At 55.2% G+C, this 26,851-nt stretch carries 23 protein-coding genes and 1 riboswitch; of the genes, 12 read left to right on the forward strand and 11 right to left on the reverse strand.

What is annotated here, in order from left to right; translation table 11 throughout:
- Window positions 1-65 precede the first annotated feature (65 nt).
- From SD425_RS04430 to guaB, 7 genes are all read right to left on the reverse strand, one after another.
- Entirely contained in the window at window positions 66-1,031 is a 966-nt protein-coding gene (locus tag SD425_RS04430) for a MoxR family ATPase (RefSeq protein ID WP_324675811.1), read from the reverse strand.
- 96 nt (window positions 1,032-1,127) lie between these two features.
- Complete coding sequence (locus SD425_RS04435) at window positions 1,128-2,519, reverse strand: peptidylprolyl isomerase (protein ID WP_324675813.1); 1,392 nt, start codon at window positions 2,517-2,519, stop codon at window positions 1,128-1,130.
- A gap of 283 nt (window positions 2,520-2,802) precedes the next feature.
- Complete coding sequence (locus SD425_RS04440) at window positions 2,803-5,091, reverse strand: peptidylprolyl isomerase (protein ID WP_324675815.1); 2,289 nt, start codon at window positions 5,089-5,091, stop codon at window positions 2,803-2,805.
- Between the two features lie 241 nt (window positions 5,092-5,332).
- Window positions 5,333-5,698 carry an ATP-binding protein gene (locus SD425_RS04445; protein ID WP_324675817.1) on the reverse strand — a complete coding sequence of 122 codons (366 nt, stop codon included), beginning with the start codon at window positions 5,696-5,698 and terminating at the stop codon, window positions 5,333-5,335.
- A 70-nt stretch (window positions 5,699-5,768) separates the two neighbouring features.
- Window positions 5,769-6,098: an STAS domain-containing protein gene (locus SD425_RS04450; RefSeq protein WP_086592824.1), complete on the reverse strand. Its 330-nt coding sequence runs from the start codon at window positions 6,096-6,098 to the stop codon at window positions 5,769-5,771.
- 14 nt (window positions 6,099-6,112) lie between these two features.
- Window positions 6,113-8,215 carry a PP2C family protein-serine/threonine phosphatase gene (locus tag SD425_RS04455; protein ID WP_324675820.1) on the reverse strand — a complete coding sequence of 701 codons (2,103 nt, stop codon included), beginning with the start codon at window positions 8,213-8,215 and terminating at the stop codon, window positions 6,113-6,115.
- A 374-nt stretch (window positions 8,216-8,589) separates the two neighbouring features.
- The gene (guaB, locus tag SD425_RS04460; protein ID WP_324675822.1) at window positions 8,590-10,062 is read right to left on the reverse strand and encodes an IMP dehydrogenase; all 1,473 of its coding nucleotides are present in this window, start codon (window positions 10,060-10,062) and stop codon (window positions 8,590-8,592) included.
- Between the two features lie 289 nt (window positions 10,063-10,351).
- Between guaB and SD425_RS04465 the strand changes: the two genes are divergently transcribed.
- Together SD425_RS04465 and SD425_RS04470 are read left to right on the forward strand one after the other, a co-directional pair.
- Window positions 10,352-11,200, forward strand: a complete 849-nt coding sequence (locus tag SD425_RS04465; RefSeq protein WP_324675824.1) for an oxidoreductase — start codon at window positions 10,352-10,354, stop codon at window positions 11,198-11,200.
- A gap of 266 nt (window positions 11,201-11,466) precedes the next feature.
- Complete coding sequence (locus tag SD425_RS04470) at window positions 11,467-12,303, forward strand: FRG domain-containing protein (RefSeq protein ID WP_324675826.1); 837 nt, start codon at window positions 11,467-11,469, stop codon at window positions 12,301-12,303.
- 92 nt (window positions 12,304-12,395) lie between these two features.
- Here SD425_RS04470 and SD425_RS04475 read toward each other — a convergent pair whose 3' ends face one another.
- Together SD425_RS04475 and hrpB are read right to left on the reverse strand one after the other, a co-directional pair.
- Entirely contained in the window at window positions 12,396-13,169 is a 774-nt protein-coding gene (locus SD425_RS04475; RefSeq protein WP_324675828.1) for a DUF2490 domain-containing protein, read from the reverse strand.
- A gap of 91 nt (window positions 13,170-13,260) precedes the next feature.
- Window positions 13,261-15,795: an ATP-dependent helicase HrpB gene (hrpB, locus tag SD425_RS04480; RefSeq protein WP_324675830.1), complete on the reverse strand. Its 2,535-nt coding sequence runs from the start codon at window positions 15,793-15,795 to the stop codon at window positions 13,261-13,263.
- Window positions 15,796-16,001: 206 nt separating this feature from the next.
- On the opposite strand from hrpB, the gene SD425_RS04485 reads away from it, so the two are divergent.
- Genes SD425_RS04485 through SD425_RS04495 form a run of 3 tightly spaced genes read left to right on the forward strand, consistent with a single transcriptional unit; the run spans window position 16,002 to window position 18,351 of the window.
- On the forward strand, window positions 16,002-16,439 hold the full coding sequence (locus SD425_RS04485; protein WP_324675832.1) for a MarR family winged helix-turn-helix transcriptional regulator: 438 nt from the start codon (window positions 16,002-16,004) through the stop codon (window positions 16,437-16,439).
- Window positions 16,440-16,481: 42 nt separating this feature from the next.
- Window positions 16,482-17,741 (forward strand): MFS transporter, encoded by a 1,260-nt coding sequence (locus SD425_RS04490; protein ID WP_324675834.1) that lies wholly within the window; start codon window positions 16,482-16,484, stop codon window positions 17,739-17,741.
- 28 nt (window positions 17,742-17,769) lie between these two features.
- Window positions 17,770-18,351: an isochorismatase family protein gene (locus SD425_RS04495; protein WP_324675836.1), complete on the forward strand. Its 582-nt coding sequence runs from the start codon at window positions 17,770-17,772 to the stop codon at window positions 18,349-18,351.
- A gap of 33 nt (window positions 18,352-18,384) precedes the next feature.
- On the opposite strand, the gene SD425_RS04500 is transcribed toward SD425_RS04495, so the two are convergent.
- Window positions 18,385-18,708 carry a rhodanese-like domain-containing protein gene (locus SD425_RS04500; protein ID WP_324675838.1) on the reverse strand — a complete coding sequence of 108 codons (324 nt, stop codon included), beginning with the start codon at window positions 18,706-18,708 and terminating at the stop codon, window positions 18,385-18,387.
- Between the two features lie 102 nt (window positions 18,709-18,810).
- Here SD425_RS04500 and pnuC point away from each other — a divergent pair, with 102 nt between their 5' ends.
- From pnuC to SD425_RS04520, 4 genes are read left to right on the forward strand one after another with little or no spacing between them, the layout of a single operon-like run.
- A complete protein-coding gene (pnuC, locus tag SD425_RS04505) occupies window positions 18,811-19,452 on the forward strand; it encodes a nicotinamide riboside transporter PnuC (RefSeq protein ID WP_324675840.1) in 642 nt (213 codons plus the stop codon).
- Window position 19,453: 1 nt separating this feature from the next.
- Window positions 19,454-19,984, forward strand: coding sequence for an ATP-binding protein (locus SD425_RS04510; RefSeq protein WP_324675842.1), 531 nt, complete (start codon window positions 19,454-19,456; stop codon window positions 19,982-19,984).
- Window positions 19,985-20,031: 47 nt separating this feature from the next.
- A complete protein-coding gene (locus SD425_RS04515; RefSeq protein ID WP_324675844.1) occupies window positions 20,032-20,907 on the forward strand; it encodes an aldose 1-epimerase family protein in 876 nt (291 codons plus the stop codon).
- 48 nt (window positions 20,908-20,955) lie between these two features.
- Window positions 20,956-21,375 (forward strand): GNAT family N-acetyltransferase, encoded by a 420-nt coding sequence (locus SD425_RS04520; RefSeq protein WP_324675846.1) that lies wholly within the window; start codon window positions 20,956-20,958, stop codon window positions 21,373-21,375.
- A 131-nt stretch (window positions 21,376-21,506) separates the two neighbouring features.
- Here SD425_RS04520 and SD425_RS04525 read toward each other — a convergent pair whose 3' ends face one another.
- On the reverse strand, window positions 21,507-21,749 hold the full coding sequence (locus tag SD425_RS04525) for a hypothetical protein (RefSeq protein WP_324675849.1): 243 nt from the start codon (window positions 21,747-21,749) through the stop codon (window positions 21,507-21,509).
- A 206-nt stretch (window positions 21,750-21,955) separates the two neighbouring features.
- Window positions 21,956-22,069, forward strand: a riboswitch (TPP riboswitch).
- A gap of 57 nt (window positions 22,070-22,126) precedes the next feature.
- Here SD425_RS04525 and SD425_RS04530 point away from each other — a divergent pair.
- From SD425_RS04530 to SD425_RS04540, 3 genes are all read left to right on the forward strand, one after another.
- A complete protein-coding gene (locus SD425_RS04530; protein ID WP_324675851.1) occupies window positions 22,127-24,613 on the forward strand; it encodes a TonB-dependent receptor in 2,487 nt (828 codons plus the stop codon).
- 201 nt (window positions 24,614-24,814) lie between these two features.
- The gene (locus SD425_RS04535; RefSeq protein ID WP_324675853.1) at window positions 24,815-26,050 is read left to right on the forward strand and encodes an acyl-CoA dehydrogenase family protein; all 1,236 of its coding nucleotides are present in this window, start codon (window positions 24,815-24,817) and stop codon (window positions 26,048-26,050) included.
- A 66-nt stretch (window positions 26,051-26,116) separates the two neighbouring features.
- A complete protein-coding gene (locus SD425_RS04540; RefSeq protein ID WP_324675855.1) occupies window positions 26,117-26,812 on the forward strand; it encodes a hypothetical protein in 696 nt (231 codons plus the stop codon).
- The last annotated feature ends 39 nt before the right edge of the window (window positions 26,813-26,851 follow it).

The raw sequence follows: 26,851 nt of genomic DNA on the forward strand, positions 1-26,851 counted from the left end.
CTAGCCAAGAAGCATCAACAAAGCCAAGAACCTGGCTTTGGAGCGACCCAGTAGACGCTAAATGATTAGAGGAGCTCTTTAATGATCTGCTCGACGGTGATGCCTTCGGCTTCGGCTTTGAAGTTGCGCACAATGCGGTGGCGCAGGATAGGCAACGCTATAGCACGCACATCCTCGATATCGGGTGAGTACTTGCCGTTGAGCAAAGCATTGCATTTTGCGCCTACAATTAGGTGCTGCGAGGCTCGCGGACCCGCGCCCCACTCGAGCAGTTGGCTGATACGAGCGGGAGCACGCTCCGTATTGGGCCGCGTTTTATGCACCAGGTTCACGGCGTACTCTATTACGTTGTCAGCTACTGGTACGCGCCGCACCAAGTGCTGGTACGCTTGAATATCAGGTGCGTGAAGTACTTTGCTTACACTAGGCTTTTTATCCGTAGTAGTATTCTTCACGATTTGCAACTCCGCCTCGTAGCTTGGGTAACCTAGCTCGATATTGAACATGAAACGGTCGAGCTGCGCCTCCGGTAGTGGATACGTTCCTTCCTGCTCGATAGGGTTTTGGGTAGCTAGCACGAAGAACGGACGATCTAAAGCGTAGCGCTTACCGGCCACCGTTACCGAGTACTCCTGCATGCTTTCCAAGAGGGCTGCCTGGGTTTTGGGCGGGGTGCGGTTAATTTCGTCTGCTAACACAATGTTGGCGAACACCGGACCGTGCACAAACTGGAAGTTACGCTCCTGCGTCAGCGTCTCCGAGCCTACGATATCCGAAGGCATCAGATCGGGCGTGAATTGGATGCGGTTGAACGACAAATCGAGCGAGTCGGCAATCGTCTGGATCAGGAGCGTCTTGGCGAGGCCTGGTACTCCTACCAATAGGCAGTGGCCTTGAGAAAAAACGGCCGTTAAGACCAGCCGCACGACTTCATCTTGTCCGATGATTACCTTACCAATTTCCTGCCGCAGCGTTTGGTAGGAGGCAGCCAGCGCATCGGCGGCTTCTTTGTCGGAAGAGAATGTACGCATGTAAGAGGGCTATAAGCAAAAAGCTAGGAGTAGAAGTGAGCAGCAGAGCAATACTACTAACTCCCGACTTCTAACTCCTAGCTTCTGTACTGATTTTTAGAGAGTAGTTGGCGCAAGTACCTTGCAATCGGTGTACTGAGGATCTACCTCAATAAACACGCTACCCCGGTTTTGTTTAAACCATTCGTCCAGCGCCTTATTTTTCTTTTCGTTTAGGGCTGCCTGCGAAATCTTTTGATAGTCATCTTTCAAGTTAGCCTGGTGCGGCGGCGTATTCGACTTCAGCCAAATAATACGCATAGCATCCTTGCCATCATCGGTACGATAAGGGAGAGGGGGCGTAATGTGGCCTACCTTCATGGTATCGATGGTGAAGAAGATAGCAGGGTCTAGCTTATCGAGCGGCAAGTAAGTGCCTCCATCCTGACGGTTGGAGAGCAAGCCACCGCTAGCGCCCGAAACCTTATCATCGGAAATATCTTTGGCGGCTTTCGCAAAGCTGATGCTATCAGCCAGAATGCGGGTGCGAAGCTTGGTGAGCTGCGACGCAGCTTCGTTAACGTCGTTACCGCCCGTCTCTGGCTTGATCAGGATGTGACGAGTGCTAAACGATTCGCCTTTGCGCTCAATGAGCTGAATCAAGTGAAAGCCAAACTGCGACTCTACAATAGGTGACATCTGACCAGGTTCTAGGCGCAGAGCGGCCGCCGAATATTCGGGAGCTAGGTCTTTGCGCGTGAAGAACCCGATGTAACCTCCTTCGGCAGCCGAACCAGGGTCTTGTGAGAACTGCTTCGCCAGTGTCTCGAAGCTTTCGCCAGCCTGAATACGGGCGCGCAGGTCGTTGAGCTTCGCAACGGTAGCTTGCTTGGCGACGGGGTTTACTTGCGCTAGCTTCACAATCTGACCTACTTCCACTTCGGTGGAGAAGTAAGGCAAGCTGTCTTTCGGAATACGGTTAAAGTACTGGCGTACTTCGCGCGGTGTTACCGTTACTTTGCCAGCAATCTTCTCCTGCATTTCTTGCTGCACGAGCTGGTCCTTTACTTGGCTCCGCAGATCTTCTTTAAGTTGTTTGAGCGGCTTGTTGTAGAATTCTTCCAGCTTCTTCTCCGAGCCAATCTGTTGCACGAAGTAAGCCATCCGACGACTCAGCTCGCCGTTCACTTTCTCATCCGTTACCGTCACAGAGTCAGTCTCCGCTTTGGCTAACATCAGCTTGCTCATTACGATGCTCTGCAGAAGCTGGCAGCGCAAATTGGGAGGTAATGGTTTGCCTTCAGCGCGGGCTGTTTCTTGGGCGTAAGCGGCATCCAGGTCTGATTGAAGCACGATCTGATTGTCGAGCTTCACGATGATGGCGTCAACCATCTTGCGGCCTACAGGCCGGCCTATTCCCAGCTGTGCAAAGCTAGCAACGGTTGTGCTAACCAGTAAGACGACGCTCAGCAGCGCCCCACGAACCGGCGTACGAGAAAAATAAGTCATGGAATCAAGTAGTAACATTCACCAGGAGCTAGCTCGCCCTGTGAACTAGGCTGCTTTATAAACGCATAAAGCAGCCGGTAAATTTCAACATAAATCCTTTCTCCGGCAAAAAGCCACTTTGATCGTGGCTTTTGCATAAGAGCCGCTGGAGCAAGGGGAAGTTGCATGTGCCGCCAAAACAACCTAGCTGGCTGTGCTTATACCACCTAGGTTGCCTTGCGCGGTAGAAAATAAAACGCCCTGGGTGGTTTGCCAGGGCGTTTGAAAGAGTTGAAGCAGCTGCTTATTTGGTTATCAGTTTGTCTACTTCAGGCTGGTTGATCTTCACCGGGTACTTTTCCCGAAGCTGGGCTACCCACTGCTTTTCTAAGTAGTTCTGGTAATCAGAAGTAGCCTGTCCACGTGCCTCAGACAGCGTCTTCGGGCCGGCTGGCAACGCCTTGTCAATAGTAACAGCATAGTAGCGGCCATCTTTCTGCACGTTGTAGGTGCCAGGGCCTTTGCTCATTAGCTCGTCGACTACCTTGTTATCGCCTTTCTGGAAGTTGCGCTGCATGATCTGCACAGCCAGCGAATTCTGCTCGTTCAGGCTAGCTTCCAGCATAGCCGGGTTGGTGCTAAACAGAACGGCCTGCGAAGCAGTAGCGCCTTTGGGCGTGTAGAAGCTCTCGGTAGTGACACCTTTCTGCTTCAGATAATTGAGTACGCTAGTCGAACGGCGTTTAGCGAGCGCCGCGCTTTCTCCTTTGCGTGGCTTCAGCAAGCTAGCCGTGTTCAAGAGCAAGGTAGTATCCGTTGCGAGCTGCGTAGCGAGGCGGTCGAGGGCGAGTTGGCTAGCTGGGAGCAGGTCGGTAGTGTTGCCCTTGAACTGCAGTGCAGCTAGCGGGTTGTCTTTCACTGCATACACCCCAACCTTCATCTGCTGCTGGGCTTTGGTGAGCAGCTCGGGGCTAGCTGCGCTGATGACGGTGCCATGTACGCGAGGTTCCCACTGATACTTGCTTTGGTTTTCGGCAAAGAACTTCTCCAGGCCAGTCGTGTCCTCAATGGCTTTCGACCATACCTTTTCGTCCATCAGCTGGAAAAGCAGAATACCGTCGCGATATTCTTTCACCAGCATGCGGTAGTCCTCGTGCTTATCCTCGAGGTTAGCCTTTTCGTAGTCGGTCAGGCTTTGGTCTACATACTGATCATAAAGCAGCTGCATGGCGTAGCGCGGCTCTGAGCCAGTGCGCGGACGCTGGTTTTGCTGCACATACGTTAAGAAGTCCTTTGCTAGGTACGGCTTGCCTTTGATGGTGAACAACGTCGAATTATCACTTGGGCCTTTGCTCGCTTTCGTTGTAGCAGCGGGCGCGGCATACTTGAAGTGTCCGCTTACCAAAGAAGTGTCGGCTTTGCTAAAGACATAATCTTTACCGGCCTTGTTCTCAGCAAATTGGTTTTCGGTGCGAATGCGCTTGAGGAAGGCTGTGCGGTTCAACTCCGAGCGGGAGTCTTTGGCTACCTTGCTTTTCAGTGTAGGCTCCATGGCCGCAAACGTCGGGATGGGCTGCTTCTCGATCAGCTTGATAATGTGCCAGCCATAGGGCGTTTGCACGGGTGCCGAGATGTCGCCGGGCTTTTGGAGCTTAAACGCAGACTCTTCGAAGCTAGGAATCATGCGGCCGGTGCTGAAGGGCGGCAGCTCGCCACCGTTGGCCGCCGAGCCAGCATCTTCCGAGAACTGAGTCACGAGCTTTTCCCAATCCTCTTTGCGCTGCAAACGGCTATAAAGCTCGTCGATTTTCTTCTTGGCCGTTAGCGAGTCCGCTTTGGGTTGGCCTGGTGTCGCCCGAATCATCAAGTGCGCTACTTTGATTTCACCCTGGGCCGGGCGAGCGTCGTTCACTTTAATCAGGTGGTAGCCGAAACGAGTGCGCACCGGCTGCGAAACTTGCCCAACGGGCGTACGGTACGCGGCCGACTCAAACGGATACACCATCTGCATAGCCGTGAAGTACCCTAGCTTGCCACCATTTTCGCGGGCTGAGGGGTCTTCCGAAGATTCCTGCGCTATTTTATTGAAATCCTCGCCGCCAGTTACGCGCTGCCGCAGAGCCGTGGCCTTCTGGTAAGCAGCCAACGTATCCTTAGGGTCGGCATCAGGAGCCACTCGTATCAGGATGTGCGAAGCGCTGATTTCCTTGCTCATCCGGTCGTAAGCTTCCCGTACGAGCTGGTCGGTTACGCTTTTCTCGGTGAGATAAGGCTGGGCTAGCTGTTGCTTATAGCCCGTTAGCTCTTGCTTAAACGCCTGCGTCGTATCGAGGCCACGCTGCTCGGCTTCGAGTACTTTCAACTTGAAGTTGGTGTACAGGTCTAGGTATTCCGTCACGCTCGGCTTGGTGCCGAATTCGGGCGCCGAGCTATTGTTCTTGCGGTAGACGTACGCAAACTCTGAGGCAGGAACTTCGTGGGTACCTAGGGTTTCAAGTACGGGCTGTTTAGCGGTAGTAGTCGGTTTAGTAGACTGGCACCCGGCCAGCAGCGCGCCGGCAGCAAAGCCAGCGTACAAGATGCGTTTGTGCATACAAGAAATAAGAATCTGAAAGAGCAGTCGGTAATAGAAATTGTGAAAAGGGCGTGACCGGCTGACTCTTGCAATTTTACGGATTTTTTCTTGGCTCTCCCACGCCTTGTAAGATTGGGGTACAGAATAGGATTGTAAAGCTTCTCTAAGTTACGTCAGCCCACAAAAAGAAAGAGCCTGCTTTAGGCAAAGCAGGCCCCGAATAGGGTAGTGAAATTAGAAAGACAGCACCTAGGCGGCACTAGGTAATGCGCTTATAAAGGCGACAGACGTTGTGGTTATTAGCACTCTCAAACTCAACCTTGTCCATGATGCGGTTGACGAGTGCCATGCCCACACCACCTTTTTTGCCAAGCCGAATATATTCGTGCAAATCGGGCTCACGAAAAGAAGAAGGCGTGTACGAATGCTTGCTACCGTCCTCTATTTCAATGGAGAAGGTGTTGTTTTCGACCTCCAGGGCGAGATCTAAGAACTGAGATTCATCTTCGGCGTTGGCGTGAATAATTAGGTTGGCCACCACTTCATCTACAGCCACCAACAGCTGGTTGAGCAGCACATCGGGGAGATGATACGCTTTCAAAAAAGCCGTAACGAAATCGCGCACGACCTTTAGGTTGTGTCGACTACAGCTGATTCTAATAGCGTTTTTCATTCCTTTTGATACTCGCTCCTGATCAGATAGCCGTAGCTTCTGCCGCTGATGGTACAATGGTCATGAGTGCATCCAACCCCAAGATTTCAAACACGTTGTGCACTTTCTCCTGCATGTTGAAGAATACCAGCTTCACGCCGGCATCCTGGAAGCTTTGCAGGTGTGAGATGAACACACCCAAGCCAGCCGAGGAGATATAGTTCAGGCGCTGGCAGTCAATCAGAACTTTCTGGTAGTTCAGGATCTCTGGCTTAGCTAGCTCCGTGTCGAGCAACACGGAAGAACTAGCGTCCAGTTCTCCATCCAGAATGAGGGTAAGAATGTTATCGGAAGCTTGCTGAGTCACTTTCATACGGGTGCTCTACGTTAGATGCTAGGTTCAGGTTGAGAGGCGCGGAACTTGATAACGAGCAGCGTTTGGTCGTCGTGAATAGGCTGCCCGCGGCTGAATTCAGCTAAGTCCTCCAGTATCTGAGCTTTAATTTCGTCGGCACTCAGATAATACGTGCGCTCCAGCATTTGTTTCAGTCGTTCCTCGCCGTACTCCGACTGATCAGCCGCCCGCGCCTCCACGATGCCGTCCGTATAGATTACCATCACATCACCAGGGTTGTAGTCGTAAAACTGGTTCTTGATGTGCCGCTCGTAAGACTCGTTGCGGATAATGCCCAGACCTAGGCCTGCCGTGCGGAAGTATGATACCTCCTCTTTAATAGAATGGTAGTAAAGCGTGTGGCAATGCCCCGCGCGCGCAAACACGAAGCCGCCATGCTCATAGTCAATGATGTAGAGAGAGGCTGTGATGAAAGACGACTTTTCCAGGCAGTGAACTAGCGCGGTATTGGCCTGCGACATGAACTTGCTAGGTACCGGAAACTTCTCGCGCTCTGTGCGGGCCAGTGGGTTCTCCTGCATGAGGGCATGGAAAATGCCCTTCATCTGCGCCATGTGGAAGGCCGCGGTAACGCCCTTGCCCGAAACGTCGCCGATCAGAATAGCTAGCCGACGACCCGGCAAGTGCAGAAAGTCGTAGAAGTCACCACCTACTTCTTTGGCCGCTAAAGCATGCGAACTGATTTCAAACCAGTTATCCGTGGGCAGGTTTTTCGGAATTAGGCTGTCTTGTACGGAAGAGGCAATCTTCAACTCTTCCTGTACCCGCTCGTTCTGAATAGAGCGGGCCATCAACTGCAGGTTTTCGATGCTGAGTACCGTCTGACTGGTGAAGGTCTGCAGGATGCTCATGTTCTCTCGGTCGAAACCCTGGCGTTGACGCTTGAGCAGGTAAAGGGTGCCGTAGTTGCGTTTGGTAGAGCGCAGGGGCATCACGATTAATGCTTCAAACTCTAGTCCCAGCGCACGAAAGCCGCTGCTGTTGTTCAGGTCATTATTTAAGTACTCAATCTGACCTAGGTTATAGTCGGCCAGCAGGCGGCGAATTGCTACAGAATCGGCTTCTGCGATGTTATGCCGCTGGTAGGTAACAAGCGCATCTTCTTCTGTATCGAGTATATCGAGCCAAGCAGCATCAGCTTCCACGGTTTGTACCGCCGAGTCGAAGAGCATGGCGTACACTTCCTCCTCCGTTTGCCCGCGCTGAATGAGCTGGGTCAGGCGTTGCAAACTCAGGATTTCTTCCCTTTTCTGTTCAAAGACGCCGGCAGTTGGCAGGTTAAACAACGTGACTAGCAAGCCCATCACGGCGTAAAACGTAGCGAAGAAGACCGTGAGTACCAGGAAGGCGTGCTGCGAGGCGGGTCCTACCAGTCGAGGGTCTTGTTCGATGCGCAGGAAGTACGCCACGAAGATGGTCATGCTCAGCAGAATGGCGCCTTGCAGCATCACGGCTTCCAGCTTCTGACGGCGGTTGAGGTAGGCAACCCACTTCTGATTACCGCTTAGGTACACGCCGAAAAAGGCTAGTGCTCCTAGGACGGGCAAAGTGAAATACAAAGGGAACTGCCAGCTAAGTAGCCGGAACAGCAGCGTGATGCCGAGGAGAACTTCAAACCAGATCCACTCGCGCTGCAAGCGCTCTGAGGCGCGAAACAATACCAATGACCGCCATGCGTAGTTCGTGAACGCTAGGAAGATGACGAACAGGCCTAGGTTGACCGTATAAACAATAGCGAAGAAGGTGCGGTCGGTGGCAGGATGTTTAAATTGTACTACTCGCTCTAGCAGGTGCAGTCCCACGCAGATGGTAGCTAACAGCCCTGGCCCCAGGACTAGTCGGCGTAGTAAGCCAACGAAATCAGTACCGCGCAGCAGGTTTGCTTGCGCCCGTTGATAGCCGAAAACGGCAGCTACAAAAACTGCCTGAGCCGTCAACGTTACCCAATTGGGTGGAATACCAAAGCGGCTAGCAGCAGCCGGACTTGCGTGCAGCAGCGTACTAACGAGCAACACCATCCAACTCAGCAGCATTAACGGCAGGAATGCCGTTTCAAGCTTCTGGCGAATTGTCATGAAGTAAGGTAAAGTACAGTTTTATTGCTTTTAGTGTCAATGACAATAAAGCATAAAGAAATGGCAAGATAAGGTTTCCGGCGCAAATTTGCTTGAGAGCAGCTACAACCGGATTAGTAAACCGAAGGAATAAGCAAGAAGTAAAAAAGTACTCTTAGTAGCTATAATTTAACATATCGGGTTTTTTCCTGCTATTCTGAATGGTTTACCAAAACAGGCAACGAGAAATGCTAGTCTAGCTAGTACGTATTTCTGCTGAGTGCTCAGTGTTTGTACTGAGCTAGCCAAAGTCGTGAGAATGTTCAAAAAGTACATAATCCTACTTGCCTATGCGGCAAAGTAGGATTATGACATGCTTCGGACAGGAAACTGGCTTAGCGGCTGCTGTAGTTTGGTGCTTCCCGTGTAATCTGTACGTCGTGCGGATGGCTCTCGCGCAGGCCAGCATTCGTGATGCGTACCATACGCGCCTCCTGGAGTTTCTCGATGGAAGCAGCTCCACAGTAGCCCATACCTGCCCGCAAGCCACCGGCTAGCTGGTAAAGAATTTCGCTGACAGCTCCTTTGAACGGTACACGCCCAACGATGCCTTCGGGTACTAGTTTCTTCACGTCATCTTCGGCATCCTGGAAGTAGCGGTCTTTAGAGCCTTCTTCCATAGCCTCTACCGAGCCCATGCCGCGATAGTTCTTGTACTTACGGCCTTCGTAGATAATCACTTCGCCAGGCGCTTCTTCGGTACCGGCTAGCATAGAGCCAATCATCACGGAGGAAGCTCCACCAGCTAACGCCTTCACGGCATCACCTGAGAACTTAATACCCCCGTCGGCAATAAGTGGAACATCAGTGCCTTCTAGACCGCGTGCTGCTTCCAGCACCGCCGAGAGTTGCGGCACGCCAATGCCGGCAATGATGCGGGTCGTGCAGATAGAGCCAGGACCCACGCCCACTTTCACCGCGTCGGCGCCGGCGTCGGCGAGGGCACGGGCGCCTTCGGCCGTCGCTACGTTGCCAGCAATGACTTCTAGGGTGGGAAAAGCCGTCTTGATATTGCGCACCGCATCGAGCACTCCTTTCGAGTGGCCGTGAGCCGTATCAACGCTGACCACATCTACGCCCGCTTCCACGAGTGCGGCCACACGGTCCAGCAAATCGGAGGTAACGCCAACAGCCGCGCCTACGCGCAGGCGGCCATACTGGTCTTTGCAAGCGTTAGGTGAGCGGCGACGCTTGCGAATGTCGCGATAGGTAATCAATCCTACTAGCCGGCCTTGTGGGTCAACGACAGGCAGCTTCTCTACTTTGGAGTCTTGTAGAATCTCCTCGGCTATAGCTAGCTCCGTACCGGCTTCGGCCGTCACGAGCTTGTCTTTGGTCATCACCTCCGACACAGGACGGGTCATATCCTTCTCGAAGCGCAGGTCGCGGTTGGTTAGGATGCCCTTCAAGCGCCGTTCGTTGTCAACAATTGGAATACCTCCAATCTTGTTGTCACGCATGAGCTGCTTGGCGTCGCCTAGGGTAGCGTGTTCTTCCAAGGTAAAGGGCTCCAGAATCATTCCGCTCTCTGAGCGCTTCACGCGGCGAACTTGTTCGGCCTGCGCTCGGATGCTCATATTCTTGTGGATGATACCAATTCCACCCTCTTGGGCCATGGCAATTGCCAGCTCTGATTCGGTGACGGTATCCATCGCTGCCGAAAGAAAGGGCAGGTTGATACGGATGTTGCGGGTAAGCTGGGAGCTGGTGTCGGCGTTGCGGGGCAGTACCTCCGAATAGGCAGGTAGCAGTAGAACGTCGTCGTAGGTAAGCGCCTCGAAGGCAATTTTGGCGGGCTGGTCGGCCATAGCAACAAGAGTTTAGGTACTTCTTATTGCCGGACAAAGATACGGCGAAAATTTGGCTTGCACATTATGAAAGCGTTGCCAATGCAAGAAGCCTGGTATTTAATTGCAAAAGCTTAAGTAAAAGCCTCGCGTGTCGGAGGTTGCCTTTTGGCGAATTCGCGGTCTTTTTATAGGAGAGCACCTAGGTAGCGCATCTGCCCGAAAACCTGACCCTACGTATTGGAGTTGAAGCAAGATGAAAGCAGCAAGCTAGGCTGCCTTCTATTCATCAAGTATTTGTACCACGTTCATGGCAACATCTCCCAAAGTATGGTTTATCACGGGCGCTTCCACCGGTTTTGGGGAAGCCCTGGCGAGCTTCGTGCTCGATAAAGGGGACCAAGTAGTAGCTACTTTCCGCAAAGGCGAGCAAGCTGAGGTTTTCTCGCAGAGTGCAGAAGGCCGGGCCCACGGCGTAATAGCCGATGTAACGAATGAGCAACAAGTAAAAGAAGCCGTAGAAACGGCCATCAACGTATTTGGCCGCATCGATGTGGTGGTGAACAACGCGGGCTACGGCTCCATGGGCAGCATCGAAGAAATACCAGCCGAAGAAGTACAGCGTCAGTTCGACGTAAACGTCTTCGGGCCATTACACGTGTTACGGGCCGTGTTGCCCCACTTGCGTCAGCAGAAAAGCGGTCATGTGCTCAATATCACGAGCATTGGCGGTTTAAAAACCTTCCCCGGTGTGGGGGTTTACAACGCGAGTAAGTTTGCACTAGAAGCCATTGGGGAAAGCCTTGCCCAGCAAGTAGCTCCTCTAGGTATCAAGGTGACCAACATCGAGCCGAGCGGTTTTCGCACGGATTGGGCTGGTCGTTCTGCCACTTTTGCCGACACGCAAATCGAGGATTATCGCACCACCGTGGGCGAAAACCTGAAAGGCATTCAGAGCTACAGCGGCAAACAGCCCGGCGACCCGGTGCGCGCCGCGCAAGCCATGTACGACGTAGTGAACCAAGAAAATCCGCCGTTGCACCTACCGCTGGGCAAAGCCGCCGTGAAAGGGGCGCGGGATAAGTTCACGACCCTGCTGAAGGAACTAGAGAGCGTAGCCGCTATCGGCGACGCAGCTGACTTCCCAGCAGGAGAGTAGACTTGGCTAAGCCAACTCGTTAGGATTGGTTTGCGCTATAGACCCACCCTAGGTAGGAAAAGTCCGTACACACAAACTGCCTGCTGCTGAAAGCGGTAGGCAGTTTGTGTGTACGGGCCTGCTAGGTGCGACTTACGAACTAGAGTAAGTCTTGCGGCGTCCCTGGCACGTTTGAAGGAATCATGAATACTGGGTTTTGACCTAGGTTCAGCTTGTCTACGCAAGCAGGTTTATCGTATTTGAGGCGAATCCAACTAACTTTTATCGTGTATTCGAGCATTAATGATCTTCACGTTCGCTCGTGGGAAGAGCTACAACACGTGCTGTTCCGCGACACCTGGGACGGGCGCATCGGGCGCTACCGCTCGCCGTTCGTCTACCGGGGCCTTCGCTCGCATACGTATACTCTGACTACCAGTCTTGTGCGTTTGGGGGGTGATTTCGCCTTGCTAGAGCACCACTTGCTGCGCAACTTTCGCAAGTACGCCCGGCACGCCCCCGACTCTGAGACCTCCGTCTGGAATTGGCTGGCCCTGGCGCAGCACCACGGCTTGCCCACGCGCTTGCTCGACTGGACGTATTCGCCCTATGTAGCCCTGCATTTCGCCACCGACGACCTAGATGCCTATGACCAAGACGGCGTGATTTGGGCGCTCAACTACGTGAAAGCCGCGGAGAGTCTGCCTGCCCCCCTCCGGGAAGCTATTCGCCAGGAAGGGTCTAATGTATTTACGCCAGAACTGCTGGAGCCTGTATGCCCCACCTTACGCGACCTAGCTCAAATGCAGCCTGAGCCGTTCGTTTTGTTTCTGGAGCCGCCTTCGCTGGATGAGCGCATTGTGCACCAATACGCGCTGTTCTCGCTCATGTCGACAGCCGAAGACAACCTGCACGACTGGCTCGAAGCACAACCCGACTTGTTCTTCCGCATCATCATTCCGGCGAGCCTCAAGTGGGAAGTGCGCGACAAGCTCGACCAAGCGAATATCACGGAGCGGGTGCTGTTTCCGGGGCTAGGAGGTCTGAGCCGGTGGTTGCATCGGCACTACAGCTCGGCTCGTGGCCGATCAGCCGCTACTGATTTAGAGCAGGGTCCTGGCTAGTCTGTTCCTTGGGCGTTGCATGTTGTTGGATCTATTCAACAGGCACTACCCTAGCACAAATCATTTGCGTCGCACGCTACTTAAGCGTTCTGTTACGGCTTGTTCTTGCGAAAATCTGGGTTGACGGTGAGGCCGGCTTGCAGGGTGTGATTATACTCGAACACCTGCCCGTCGTCGTGCTGCACAATTTGATAGAGGTAGCCTAGCTCCAGCGAGGTAGCAGGTGTAAATTGATACCCTAGGGCGCCGTACAGACGGTTTTGGTTGAAGATATTCTGCTTTACGTTCGGCCCGTAGTTGATGAAAATGTCATCGTACGTGGTAACATACACGGTGTTTGGGTCGCCGTCTTTGCCCTTGATGGGCAGCGTGAGCTGAATGCGGTAGCGGCTTCGGTTCGAAAATTTATACGTGTTGGCCCCAGCGTCGCGGAGCCAGCGCTGCTCCTGCCGGAACCGATGCATGACCCCTAGCTTGCCATACGTTTCGTCGAGCTGAAGCTGCTGGTAGAAGCGGCGTTCGTGCGACCGGCCCGAATCGGGGTAGTCACCATAGGGCAACGAGAGCAAGTACACGTAGCCAGCCGTGAGCATGAGCTTGTCGGAAGCGTGATAATTTAGTCCGGCCCGGTAGAAGTACTGCTGCGGATCACGCAGAAAATGGGTGCGGCGGTACTGAAACTCCGTGTGAATACTCCACCGTTGGCTAACACGAGCATCACTGTAAAACATTAGCCACGCGTTGTTATTCCGGTCGCTGATGCGCCCTTCGGTGGTGTTTTGCCCGTATGCTGCCGTGCTGAGCGAAAAGGCCAGCGTGGCTAGCGCTAGGTAGCGTTTGGCTACGTTCGGAGAAAATGCGGGCATGAAGAGGCGAGAGGAAGCGGAGCAGCTTGGTTTGTTCCGCTAGCCTTTACGGTAAGTACCTGCAAAAGATGGGCGCCGGCAAGCGTCTAGCTTACTTCAGCCCATTCTGCTTGCGGGTGCCACGCATGGGTTCGGCTTCCAAGGGGTTGTCAGGCCAATAATGCTTGGGGTAGCGGCCGCGCATGTCTTTGCGGACCTCGAAGTAGCCATTAGCCCAGAAGCTGCGCAAATCCCGCGTGACCTGCACCGGTCGGTAGCCCGGTGACAACAACTGCATGGTGAGGGGCACCCGCCCGCCGCCCACCACCGGCGTATCAAGCAGGCCAAATACCTCCTGCAAGCGCACCGCCAATACTGGGGCGGTAGGGTCGGTGTAGTCGAGGGTGATGCGCGAGCCGGTGGGCACGGCGAGCTGGGCTGGAGCCAAACGGTCGAGCTCTTGCTGCTGACTCCAGCCGCCTGGTAACCAAACGAGCAGCGCCTGGCGTAAATCAAGCCGGTTCACTTCTGCCAGCGACTTCACGCCGCGTAAGTAAGGCCCGAGCCACTCTTCTAGGGCAGCAAGCAGCGCCTCATCGGCTACATCGGGCCACTCGGCCGGAGCTAGGTTGTGCACAAAAGCTAACCGCATACGCAGCTGCTGCGCCTCATCGGTCCATGGTAGCTTACTCAGGCCACCTACCCGCAGCCCCTCCAGCAGCGCCGCCATCACTGCTTCTGGGTTAGGGTTGGCGAGAGAGGTTTCCGACAAATTGAGCGCCCCGAACCGACGGCGGCGGCGTGCGACGACCCGGCCGGCGGTAGCATCCCAGGTTACTTCCTCACTGGTTTCGATAAGGTTAGCGAAGTGCTCTTCTAGCTCGGCGCGGTCGATGGGAGCGGCCAGAGCAGCCCGCGGGGCATGGGGCGGGCCGTCAAGGTGAGCCACGGCAAAAAAGACATCATCGCGCCCAAAATACTCGGCGGGCAGAATAGCGCGTTGCCCCGTCACGAGCCGCACGCGCTCCGGTGTTTCGCGCTGCGCCAAGCGGTCGGGGTAAGCAAGTGCAGCGAGCAGACCCGCCGCGTCAGGCACTGGGGCAGTATTTCCGATATTCGCCCGGTGGCGCAGCACGGCGGCAGCTTCGCGCACTCGGTGCAGCGCTCCTTGGTCAGGCGTAAGGCCCGGTAGTGGGGCCCGTCCCGTGACGACGGCTTCTAACCGCAACCGCAAATCGGGCGGCGTGGTGGCGCCATCCGGCAAGCGCAGCAAGTCACGCTCGGTGAGGAGCGCCGCGAGCGCGCAGGCCGTAGCTCCGTGCCCTGCTTCTTTGCCCCGCACCACCAAGTGGCCCAAGCGTGGCACCAGACCTAGGCCTGCCAGCGCGCGGCCATGCTCAGTGGGTTTGCCGGTCGGGAGCAAAGCCCCGAGGCGCACCAGCAAATCGCGCGCTTGGGCTAGGGATGCAGCCGGTGGAGCATCGAGCCAACGCAGGCTAGCGGCATCGTGCACACCCCAGAGAGCTAGCTCCAAGGCCAGTCCGCTCAGGTCGGCGGTGAGGATTTCGGGCGGAAGGTGGGCAGGGTGCAACGCGTGTTCCGCCTCCGTCCAGAGGCGGTAGCAAGTACCGGGACCTAGGCGGCCAGCACGGCCCCGCCGTTGGTCGGCTGCGGCTTGGCTCACTAGTACCGTCTCTAGGGAAGTTAACCCCGTGCGCGGCTCGAAGTGTGGCACCCGGGCATAGCCGCCATCAACCACCACCTGCACGCCTTCGATGGTCAAACTGGTTTCGGCGATGCTGGTGGCCAAAACCACTTTGCGCCGACCTGCTGGCGAAGGTCGCAGCGCGGCATCCTGTTGCTCGGCGGGGAGCTCGCCGTGCAACACGTGCACATCAACGGTGTTCGGTAGAGAGCCCGCTAGGCGCTCGGCGGTGCGGCGCTGGTCGGCCAGGCCTGGCAGGAACACCAAGACGTCGCCGGCATGTTGAGCCAAGGCTTCCCGCACAGTAGTGGGCGTCAGGGCAGAGAGTCGCTCGTGGGGGCGGTTGCTGGCAGCAGCCATCCGGGCAGGAGCTAGGTAGTGGGTAGCTACGGGATGCTGCAAGCCGGCGCTGCGTACTATTGGCGCTTGCAGCCAGGCGCCTAGTCGCTCGGCTTCTAGCGTAGCACTCATGATCAGCAGGCGCAAATCGGGTCGCAACACTGCTTGCGCATCCAACGCGAGGGCTAGGCCTAGGTCGGCTTGCAGGCTTCGCTCGTGAAATTCGTCGAAGAGGACGGCGGCTACTCCCTCCAGCGCCGGATCGTCCTGCAACATGCGCGTCAGGATAACTTCCGTGGCAACTTCAATGCGAGTCTTGCTAGAAATCTTGCTTTCCAAGCGCACCCGGTAGCCTACGGTTTGCCCCACCGGTTCACCCAGCAGGCTAGCCATGCGTGCGGCAGCGGCGCGCGCGGCTAACCGGCGCGGCTCCAGCACAATGATGCGGCCGTTGGCGGGCATCCAGTCGGCTTCCAGCAGCGCCAGCGGTACCACTGTGGTTTTGCCCGCGCCCGGCGGCGCTTGCAGCACTGCGCAGTTGGTGGTGCCTAGCGTGGCGAGTAGTTCTGGGATGGCGGCCCGGATGGGAAGGTCGGGGAGCATAGTGAAAGGTAGTGAGTTGCGATGCTAGCAAGAGAGCCAGCTAGCCGCTCAGACGTTGGGCAAGTGAGGCAGACACCTTAGCGGAGTCTTGGGTGCAAAATTACACGACAGCAGCTAGGCCTCCACCTGTGCTAGCATTTGGGCTAGGTTGTTGCAACTATTCAAAGGTTACTTTGTTAAGTTACTTAATAAAATTACTTTATGAAATGAGTGATCAATCTGAAGCGGCATATCTGGCAGTCGAGCTGCGCACGGTACTATTCCGACTGATTAAAAAGCTGCGCAGCCAATCACCAACGCACGGCAAGATGTCGCTCACGGAGCGGTCGGTGCTCAAGCTACTCGATCAACATCAGCAACTGCTCCCCACCGAGCTAGCGGCGATGGAGAAAGTAACTACCCAGGCCATGTCACAGATTTTGAAGCATCTAGCAGAGCTAGGATACATCACGCGGCAGCCATCGGGAATTGACAAGCGCAAGGTGGGTGTTGCGCTATCGGAACAAGGGCGTGCCTTGCTACAGGACGTGCGGCTCGAGGTAGATGAGTGGCTGCACGTTGCCTTGCAAGAGGCCTGCTCACCGCAGGAACGAGCTAGCTTACATCAAGCGATGCCCATCCTGACAAAACTAGTTGATCTATAGGGTAGCTGCTTGACACAGGCAGGCTACTAAGCCATACCACGAATGACCTCAGATACTTTTCGCGCCTTTCGCAGCCGCAATTACCGCTTATTCTTCGCCGGGCAGTCCCTCTCCTTGCTGGGCACCTGGATGCAGAAGACGGCGGTTAGTTGGGTAATATATTCGCTTACACACTCCAAGTTTATGCTAGGGGTGAGCGTGTTTGCCACGCTCTTTCCGGCGGCTATGTTCTCCTTCCTAGGTGGGGGCGTGGCCGACCGTTACCAGCGCTACCGCGTTCTGCTGCTAACCCAGGTACTATCAATGGTGCAGGCACTGCTACTCACGCTGCTGGTCTTTTTTCGGCCCAATGGCGTTTGGGGAATCGTGGCGTTGAGCGTGGTGCTCGGCATCATCAATGCGTTCGATGTGCCCGTGCGGCAATCGCTCGTGCCGGAGTTGGTCGATGACAAGCAGGATTTGCCCAATGCGCTGGCGCTAAATTCGGCCATGGTAACGCTGGCCCAATTGCTCGGTCCGGCCTTTGCTGGCTTTGCGCTGGAAAAGCTAGGCGCCGTAGCGTGTTTTGGCTTGAATGCCGTAAGCTTTGTGGCTGTTATCGGCTCTCTTTTGTCACTGAAGCTGCCAGCGTACGTGCCTAAGCCGCGCACGAAGAGCATGCTGGAAGAGCTACAAGAAGGCCTCCACTACGTAGCTGCCACGCCCGCCGTGCGGCATATTATCGTTATGCTAATGCTGATTAGCTTGTTTGTGCTGCCTTTTACTACGCTGCTGCCCGTGTATGCGAAGGACATTTTTCACGGCAACGCCACCACGTTCGGCATGTTGGAGGGGGCAGTAGGGCTAGGTGCCTTTATCGGCGCCTTTTTTCTAGCCTCACGCCAGCCGGGTACGAACCTGAAAAAGCTACTCGCCGTGAACACCTTTATTCTGGGCGTGGGACTGCTGGTGTACTCGCATATGTCGTGGTACGTGCTAGCCTTGCTGTCACTCGTGTTTGGCGCTTTTGGAATGGTAACGCAGCTCACCATCAGCAACACGCTCCTGCAAACTACCGTGCCGCTGGCCTTGCGCGGCCGGGTGCTGAGCTTGTATGTACTGGCTTATGCAGGATTGCTACCGCTGGGCAGCTTGCTGGTAGGGGCAGTGTCGCAGCGTATTGGTGTGCAAAACACCGTGTTGGCGGAAGGAATTATGGCCGTGCTGATCGGACTGTTGCACGTGCTTGCGCTACGCCGAGAGAAGTTAGCACAGCAAGCGTCACCGCTGCCTATCCAAGCTACACCTGAAGTGGCCTTGTAGAAGTAAGCTTTTTCTTTCCTTTTACCCGATGATAACTGCCCTCGATCATAGCACAGCGCTCGTTTTGATTGATTTGCAAAACGGCATCTTGCAACTGCCTGTCGTAGATTCTACTGATACGGTGTTGGCAAACGCGAACAAGCTTATTGCCGCTTTTCGGCAAGCGGCGCTTCCTATTATTCTCGTAAACGTAGATCCGACTCAAGCAGTGCAGTACCTACGTGCCGAGGCAAAACGGCCAGGCGGAAACCTTACTATTACGCCCGAATGGCTTGCTTTAGCTCCCATGCTTAATACTGAGCCAAGTGACGTTCGTATCACTAAGCCTACCTGGGGCGCATTCTCCAACCCTAGCTTTGATGAAGAACTGAAGAAGCGCAAGGTGACAGGTATTGTGTTAGCAGGTATTAGCACCAGCATCGGAGTGGAAAGCACAGCTCGGACGGCCTTTGAGCGTGGCTACAACATCACGTTTGCCCAAGATGCCATGACGGATATGGTAGCTAGTGCGCAGGCAAATAGCCTGAAAGTTATCTTCCCACGCATCGGCGAAGTCGATACGACCGAGAACATTGTCAACATGCTGGGTGCGCTTAACACAGTTGCTTGATTGTACCTAGGTAGTCACCAGGTCAGCAACTCCTTAATACACCGCCACAGTTGGGTCGACGCGCAGGCTCCAGGCATGAATGCCACCGCGTAGGTTCAGCAGGTTAGTCAGGCCATGCCGGTGCTGAAGGTAGGCTAGGGCCTGCATGGACCGCACGCCGTGGTGGCAGATGAGCACCGTAGGCTGGTCGGGGTCAATTTCTTCGGCGCGCTGCGCAATTTCTCCTAACGGGATAAGCTGGCTGCCTTCGATGCGACAGTAGGCGTATTCCTCCGGCTCGCGCACGTCGATTAGCTGAATGGCTTCTCCCTGTTGGAGCCGGGCGTGAAGGGCTTCGGGCGTGAGTTCAGGGAGCATAAACAAGAGGCTAGAGGAAGAGGTAAAAGGAAAGCTAGCTGCAAAAATAAACCACCGCGCGTTAGCTTTGACTTTTCCCCTGTACGCGCTTACTCTTCGCTTGTGCTTCAGTCGCTGTATGATTTTTGGGTTGCCGCTGCCGGCAGCACACCGCTCGAGTGGGTGGCAGTGCTCACCGGTATAGCATGCGTGTGGCTCGCCGCCCGCGAGTCGCTGTGGAATTTTCCGGTGGCTATTGTTAGCTGTGGGCTATATGTTGTTGTGTACCATGGCGCACGGCTATACGCTGACCGCAATTTGCAGGTGTTATTTATTCTGATGAGCCTGTACGGATGGTACGAATGGCTGTATGGCGGCGCTCGCAAGACCGAACTGAAAGTGTCGCGCACGCGGCCCTTCGAGTGGGTGCTACTACTGGTAGGCGTGGCGTTATTTACCTTCGGCTTTGGCTACTACCTCCAGCACTACACCGACGATTCGCTACCGCACTGGGATAGTCTGACCACTGCCATTAGCCTAGCTGCCCAGTACCTGATGATGCGCAAGCGCTTGGAAAACTGGTGGCTCTGGATTCTCGTCGATGCCTTGTACGTGCCTATTCTGTGGCACAAAGAGCTATACCCAACCAGTGGCTTGTACGCCGTGTACTTGGTGCTGGCTACGTATGGCTACCTAGAGTGGCGCCGTGCCGAGGCGAAGGCCAAAGCTGATTCAATAACCAGCGCGCCGCTGCCCGTTTCCTAAGATGATACGCGTCGCCATCACCGGCCCCGAGTCAACGGGCAAATCGACCTTAAGTCGGCAGCTAGCCGAGCACTATGGCACGACGTGGGTACCCGAGTACGCCCGCGTGTACCTCGACGAGCACGGCCCCCACTACACCTTAGCCGACCTAGAAGAAATTGCCCGCGGCCAGCTCGCCGCCGAGGAAGCCACCGCTGCTGGCGCCCACCGCGTGGTATTCGTCGATACCGATTTGCTGGTGATAAAGATCTGGGCGGAACACGCGTTTGGCCAGTGTCCCGCCTGGATTCTGCAAAAGCTAGCCGAGCAGCACCACGACCTAACCTTGCTGCTCAACATCGACCTTCCTTGGGAGCCGGACCCCTTGCGCGAACACCCGCACATGCGGGAGTATTTCTACACGTTGTACCAGCAGGAGCTACAAAAGCTAGGTATTCCTTTTGCCGAAATCAGTGGTTCGGGGGAGCAGCGGCTGGCGCGGGCTTGTGCGTTGGTGGATAAGTTGCTCGCCGATTCTGCGTCGTCATCGTAATCAGTAGCGCATTACCTAGCTTTCCGCTCCCTTCTTATTTTCACCGCATGACCTACTCTCTCGAAAACGACCAATGCCGCGTTGGGGTGCAAACCCAAGGCGCTGAGCTCAGCAGCTTTGTCCGCAAAGACCTCGGCAACCTCGAATACATGTGGCAGGCTGACCCCGCTGTGTGGGCGCGGCATGCGCCGGTGCTGTTTCCCATCGTGGGGCGGTTGCCGCAGGATACGTACCAGTACAAGGGCCAGTCGTACAAACTCTCGCAACACGGCTTTGCCCGCGACCAGGAGTTTACCCTAGCCCAGCAAACCGCTGATACGCTCATATTCGAGCTGCGCGCTGATGAAAAAAGCCGCGCTGTGTATCCCTTCGATTTTGTGCTGCGCATTTCGTATCGGCTGAAGGATACCACCCTTACTGTAGGTTGGGAAGTGCAGAATCCCGCCAGCGAGGAACTGCTGTTTAGCATCGGGGCGCACCCAGCTTTTCGGTGCCCACTGCTGCCCGGCGAGCAGTTCGAGGACTACTACTTTGCCTTCGATGCACCCGAAACGTTCGAGCGCTACTTGCTGGAAGGTGGCTTGCTCAACGGCGAAACCGAACCCGCGCTGACCAATGCCACCGAGCTGCCGCTCACCTACGAGCTGTTCGCTCAAGATGCGCTGGTGCTGAAGAAGTTTGATTTCTCAAAACTAGCCCTGCGAAAATATGGTTCGGAACGCGCCGTGAGCATGCGCTTCGATGGATTCCCCTACCTAGGTCTCTGGACGAAAGGGCCCGGCGCCGAATTTGTCTGCATCGAGCCGTGGCAAGGTATTGCTAGCTCCGTGGGCGACTCAGGCGAGCTAGCCGATAAGGAAGGCATCTTGACCCTAGCTCCTAGGCAGAACTTCACGGCCGAATACACGATAACGGTGGAGTAGCAACGCACTCGTCCGCGTTTCCGCCAGGATTTTTAAGCACCTAGTAGCATGCCTTCTCTCGTTACTATTCGCACAATTCAGCCCGAGGACACGTACTGGCTGCGGCATTCGGTGCTGTGGCCCGAGAAGCCGCTTGACTACGTCAAGATTGCGGAAGACAACGAAGGCTTACACTTCGGTGCCTTTCAGGAAGAACAGTTAGTAGGAGTCATCTCCTTGTTCGTGAATGGCGAGGCTGCGCGGTTTCGGAAGTTCGCCGTCGATCCTCGCTACCAACGCCTAGGTATTGGCTCGGAATTGCTGACGCGGGTGATGCAAGAAGCTTCACAACAAGGTGCCCGCACTATTGCATGTGATGCGCGCCAAGAAGCAACCGGTTTGTACTATAAGTTCGGTATGCTGCCAGAAGGCCCCGAGTTCTACAAAGGCCCTATTGCCTACGTACGCATGCAGAAGGCACTACCGTAGTTTACGTTTATTACTTCCCAAAAGCGAGGGCCCTTTCGGCTATCCATATTGCGCACAGTCAGCCTAGCTGAATGGGCAAGAAGGGATAACAGAAAGGGCCTGTCTCGTCTTCGAGACGTTTGGGGATCGTGCTACGATAGCAGGGGCGTGCTTGGGTGCGGCGTTTTGGGGCGCCGGTTATAGTCGGGCTCCCAATCGTTGATGGGGCGGCTGATGCCGGGGGGGAGGTCTAGGTCCGGGAGGCCGCCGTCGAGTGGTTCGCCTCCATCATCGTCATTATCGGGCGAGGGTGGGCGCTGGAACCGACGACGCGGCACCACCATGAAGTAGGCCAAAATGGCAAGTACCACGAGCGTGTAGATTAAGCTGATCATGGCAGGCGAAATAAAGACGAATCGGTAGGAAGATGGTCTCGCGGACAGTAGAAAGATAACGGGAGAAAGTGCGGAGTTGTTTTCGATTGCGACCAAAAAAACGGGCGCCTATTCTCATACCTAAGGTAGATGATTTTCAGACGAAAATAAAGAACCCGTTACCGCAGTTTGGAACTAGCAACGGCGCGGTCTAGTTTTGCAGCCTAGTACAAGTTTAGGGGTGCCTACTGTTTCAGTAATGAAACCAGTTGGGCTGAGATCATACCCATTGAACCTGATCCGGGTAATGCCGGCGAAGGGAACAAACGATCCGCGAACGTAACTGCCTGCTGCGCTGACCCCTGGCGCTGGGTTCGTTCTACCTTATCAAGTTCTTCTTGAAACACTTCTTCCTTTCGGGCGCGGCGCTTCTGGCGCTACCGCTTTCGACTTGGGCACAAGGACCCGTGTCGGGCTCCGTGACAGACGCTCGTACGGGTGCCACGTTGCCGGGCGCTACTGTGCTGCTAGATGGCGCACCCGTTTCCACAGCTGCGGATGCTAATGGGGCTTTTACGGTACCTAGCGTACCCGCTGGCCCGCACGAACTGCGTATCACCTTCATCGGGTACCAAGCCCTTGTCCGCCGTATTGAAGGCCAGCCCACGGCTCAACAACTCACGCTCAGCCTACAGCCAAGCGGGGTGCTGACCGGCGAAGCCCTCGTGACGGCCTCGCGTGCCAACGAGCGCACCGCTACCGCTTACACCAACCTCAGCCGCCAAGACCTAGCCAAGCGCAACTTCGGCCAAGATCTACCTTACCTGCTCGACCAAACGCCATCGGTGGTGGTAAACTCCGACGCCGGCGCGGGCGTGGGCTACACGGATATTCGCATTCGAGGCACGAGCAACACGGGCATCAACATGACCATCAACGGGGTGCCGTTGAACGACCCCGAGTCGCACGGTTCCTTCCTCGTGAACCTGCCCGACCTAGCTTCGTCGGTGAACAGCTTGCAAGTGCAGCGCGGCGTAGGTACCAGCCAGAACGGCGGCGCGGCGTTTGGCGCCAGCATCAATATCTCGACCCTCGATGTGCGCCGCGAGGCCTACGCCGAAACCCAGAACACCTACGGCTCCTATAACACGTGGCGCAACAACGTGTCGTTCGGAACGGGATTGCTCGGCGGGCACTTCATGGTCGATGGGCGTTTGTCGCGCGTGGCTTCGGATGGCTACATGAACCGAGGTTCCTCGGATCTAAAGTCCTACTATTTCTCAGCCGGCTATCAGGCCAAGAACACGCTGCTGAAGTTTATCACCTTCTCAGGCCGCGAGAAAACCTATCAGGCCTGGAACGGCGTGCCCGAGCCTGCCATCACCGGCAACCGGGCGCTGTTGCAGAACTACATCGACAACGGCGAGTTGAGCGAGGCCGACGCGGCGCGGGTGCTGCAAGAAGGCCGGCGCTACAGCTACTACACCTACGATAACCAAACCGATAACTACCAGCAGAATCACTATCAACTGCACCTTTCGCAGGGGCTAGGAGAGAATTGGAATATTGGAGCCGCGCTGCACCTTACGCGGGGCTTCGGCTACTACGAAAACTACCGCACGAATCGGCGTTTTTCGGCTTATAACCTAGCTAATGTGGTTATCGGCGGCGACACCATCACGCGCACCAACCTCATTGACCGCAAGTGGCTCGATAACTACTTCTACGGTGGCACCTTCGCGCTCAACTACCAACCCCGCGACAACGACAAGCTGCAAGCAACCTTCGGCGGCGCTTGGAACCGCTTCGACAACGACCACTACGGCGAGGTGATTTGGGCGCAGTACGCTTCTAACGGCAACATCCGCCACCGCTACTACTTCAACGACGCTACTAAAACCGACTACAACGCCTACGCCCGCGCCACGTGGCAGGTGCTGCCCAAGCTAGGTGTGTACGGCGACGTGCAGGTGCGCCACATCACGTACAACATCAACGGCATCGAGGATGACCAGAACGACGTGACGACCCGCGCCCGCTACACGTTCTTCAATCCCAAAGCCGGTGCAACCTATGCGTTGGCCGAGGGGCAGCAGCTCTACGCCAGCTTCGCCGTGGGCCAGCGTGAGCCCATCCGCGCCGACTTTACCGACCGCCCCGCCGGCGACCAAACTGCCAAAGCCGAGCGCCTAAACGACTTCGAAGCCGGTTACCGCCTCAATAGGTCTGATGCAAACCTGCTAGGTCAGCGCACAGCGTTGCGTTTGGAGGCCAATTACTTCTACATGCACTATCGCAACCAGCTAGTAGCCACGGGCCAGCTCAACGACGTAGGCACGGCCCTGCGGACCAACGTGGCACGCAGCTACCGCACGGGCTTAGAGCTAACAGGCTCTGCTTCGGCCAATGACAAAATCAGCCTGAGCAGTACCATCACGGTGAGCCGTAACCGCATCCTAGGCTACCGCGACGTAACGTATGATGCTGATTATAATCCTGTAGTAGCGGAGGCCCGCACCTCTACTATTTCGTACTCGCCCTCGGTGGTTTCGGCGCACACGTTGGAAGGACAGCCGCTGAAAGGTTTGCGTGTGGCACTGCTTTACAAAACCGTTAGCCGCCAGTACCTCGACAATTCGGCCAACTATGGCCGCCGCATCATGCCCTACCAGGTAATGGATTTTCGGGTGCGCTACTCGATTCATCCCACGTTCGTGAAGGAGATTGAGCTAGGTCTGCTAGTGAATAACGTGCTGAATCGCAAGTACGTCGCTAACGGCTACACCTACAGCTACCTAGGTGCCAGCGGCGGCCTCGATACCTTCAACTGGTATTTCCCGCAAGCTACGCGCAACGTGCTGGCTTCCGTCGGTGTGAAGTTTTAACGCTCGAAAAACAACGTTTAAACCCGTCTGTCATCCTGACGCGGGAAGGACCTTATCACATTTGAACGAACCGTTGTTACGACTTCGTTCTGACGTGGTAAGGTCCTTCCCGCGTCAGGATGACAGGCGTTTTTATTTCGATCTGTTCGACCTAGCTCTGGTAACTTCCTATCTTTGAAAACCACCCCTAACTACTTTGCTATGTCTTCCCAAGCCGATATTCTCTCTCCGAACGCCAAAGCACACAGCGCGCAACGCGGCTCGACTAACGCCGCCGGCTTCACCGATTATTTCGACCTCGATGGTTTATTGACCGAAGAGCATAAGCTCATCCGCCAGAGCATGCGCGATTTTGTGAAGAAAGAGATTTCACCGAACATCGAGCGGTGGGCGCAGGAGACGCATTTCCCTTCGGAAATCGTGCGCAAGTTTGGGGAGGTAGGGGCCTTTGGTCCAACCATCCCGACGGAGTACGGCGGCGGTGGCCTCGACTACATTAGCTATGGCCTCATCATGCAGGAAATCGAGCGCGGTGACTCTGGTATGCGCTCCACGGCTTCGGTGCAAGGCTCGCTGGTGATGTTCCCGATCTACCAATACGGCTCGGAGGAGCAGCGCCGCAAGTTCTTGCCTAAGCTAGCTTCTGGCGAATGGCTTGGCTGCTTTGGCCTTACCGAACCTGACCACGGCTCCAACCCCAGCGGCATGGTGACCAAGTTGGAAGACAAAGGCGACTACTACCTGTTGAACGGCGCCAAGCTTTGGATTTCAAATTCGCCCGAGTGCCAAGTGGCAGTGGTGTGGGCCAAAAACGAGGAAGGCCGCATCAAAGGTGTGATTGTGGAGCGCGGCATGGAAGGCTTTACCACGCCCGAAATCCACAACAAGTGGAGCCTGCGCGCCAGCATTACCGGCGAGCTGGTGTTCGACAACGTGCGTATCCCCAAGGAGAACGTGCTACCCAACGTAGAAGGCTTGCGCGGTCCACTTTCCTGCCTCGACTCGGCGCGCTACGGTATTGCCTGGGGCGCTATCGGTGCCGCCATCGACTGCTACGAATCGGCGCTGAAGTACAGCTTGCAGCGCGAACAGTTCGGTAAGCCCATTGCCAGCTACCAGCTTCAGCAGCGCAAGCTAGCCGAGATGATTACCGAAATCACAAAGGCTCAACTGATGGCGTGGCGCCTAGGTACCCTCAAAAACGAAGGCAAAGCCACCAGCGCCCAAATCAGCATGGCCAAGCGCAACTCGGTAGCCATGGCGCTAGAAGTAGCCCGCGAAGCCCGCCAGATCCACGGCGGGATGGGCATCACCGGCGAGTACCCCATTATGCGCCACATGATGAACCTAGAATCGGTCATCACCTACGAAGGCACGCACGATATCCACCTGCTCATTACGGGTGCAGATATTACGGGTATTCAGGCGTTTAAGTAGATTTGTGTACCACTGAAGCGGCTGCTCTACCTAGTTGGAGCAGCCGCTTTATTTTATGTAATGGCTATGAAGGTTTATCTGCTTTGCTTGCTAGTATTTCTCCTTAAGCATGGTAGTTCGTGTGTGGGCCAGCGGATACCCGAAAAGTTGGTTTATCAACTGGCAGAGTCAGTTTTGGACGATTATCGGCAGCAATTACTTCACTACTTGCAAAAGCAAGCAAAAAGCCAGGTACATGTAGAGCACAAGCCACGTGTAGCTAATGATAGTATAGCTGCAACTATGCTTGTATTGGATCACATCTACCCAGGCTATGATTCGTATCGGACGCTAAAGATTGAAAATCGGAGCTATGAATTCATTAGAACGTCGCTGCTTAACTACTTATCACTGGCTGACCTAGCTTATATGCGTCAGCAACTGCCAGACGCCATGAAGTTTAAGTTTGATCAAACGAAACTTCATTCAAAAGGAGTGAAGATAATAGCATTTGATACACTTACGGCTTTGCGTAAACGTGTAAGCAAGCATATAGAATTACCAGTAGCCGATTTTATAGAATATCGGGTGCGAGATACCTTGGTAAAGCAATACGGCAGCAGGGATTTATATAAGATATCCTGTCCACTGCTGTCTGAAAATCACAAACAAGCTGTTATCAACATTGGGTTGCCTGGTGGCCGGGAAGAGCTGTGCATCTATAGCCGAAAGGGTAAGGTATGGCGTAAGCTGGAGGCGATATTGATAGCATACCACGATTAACGCGCTAATCACACCACCTATCGTATATATTAGCCACTG

The organism is Hymenobacter sp. GOD-10R, from assembly GCF_035609205.1.
In the GTDB taxonomy this organism is placed as follows: Bacteria; Bacteroidota; Bacteroidia; order Cytophagales; family Hymenobacteraceae; genus Hymenobacter.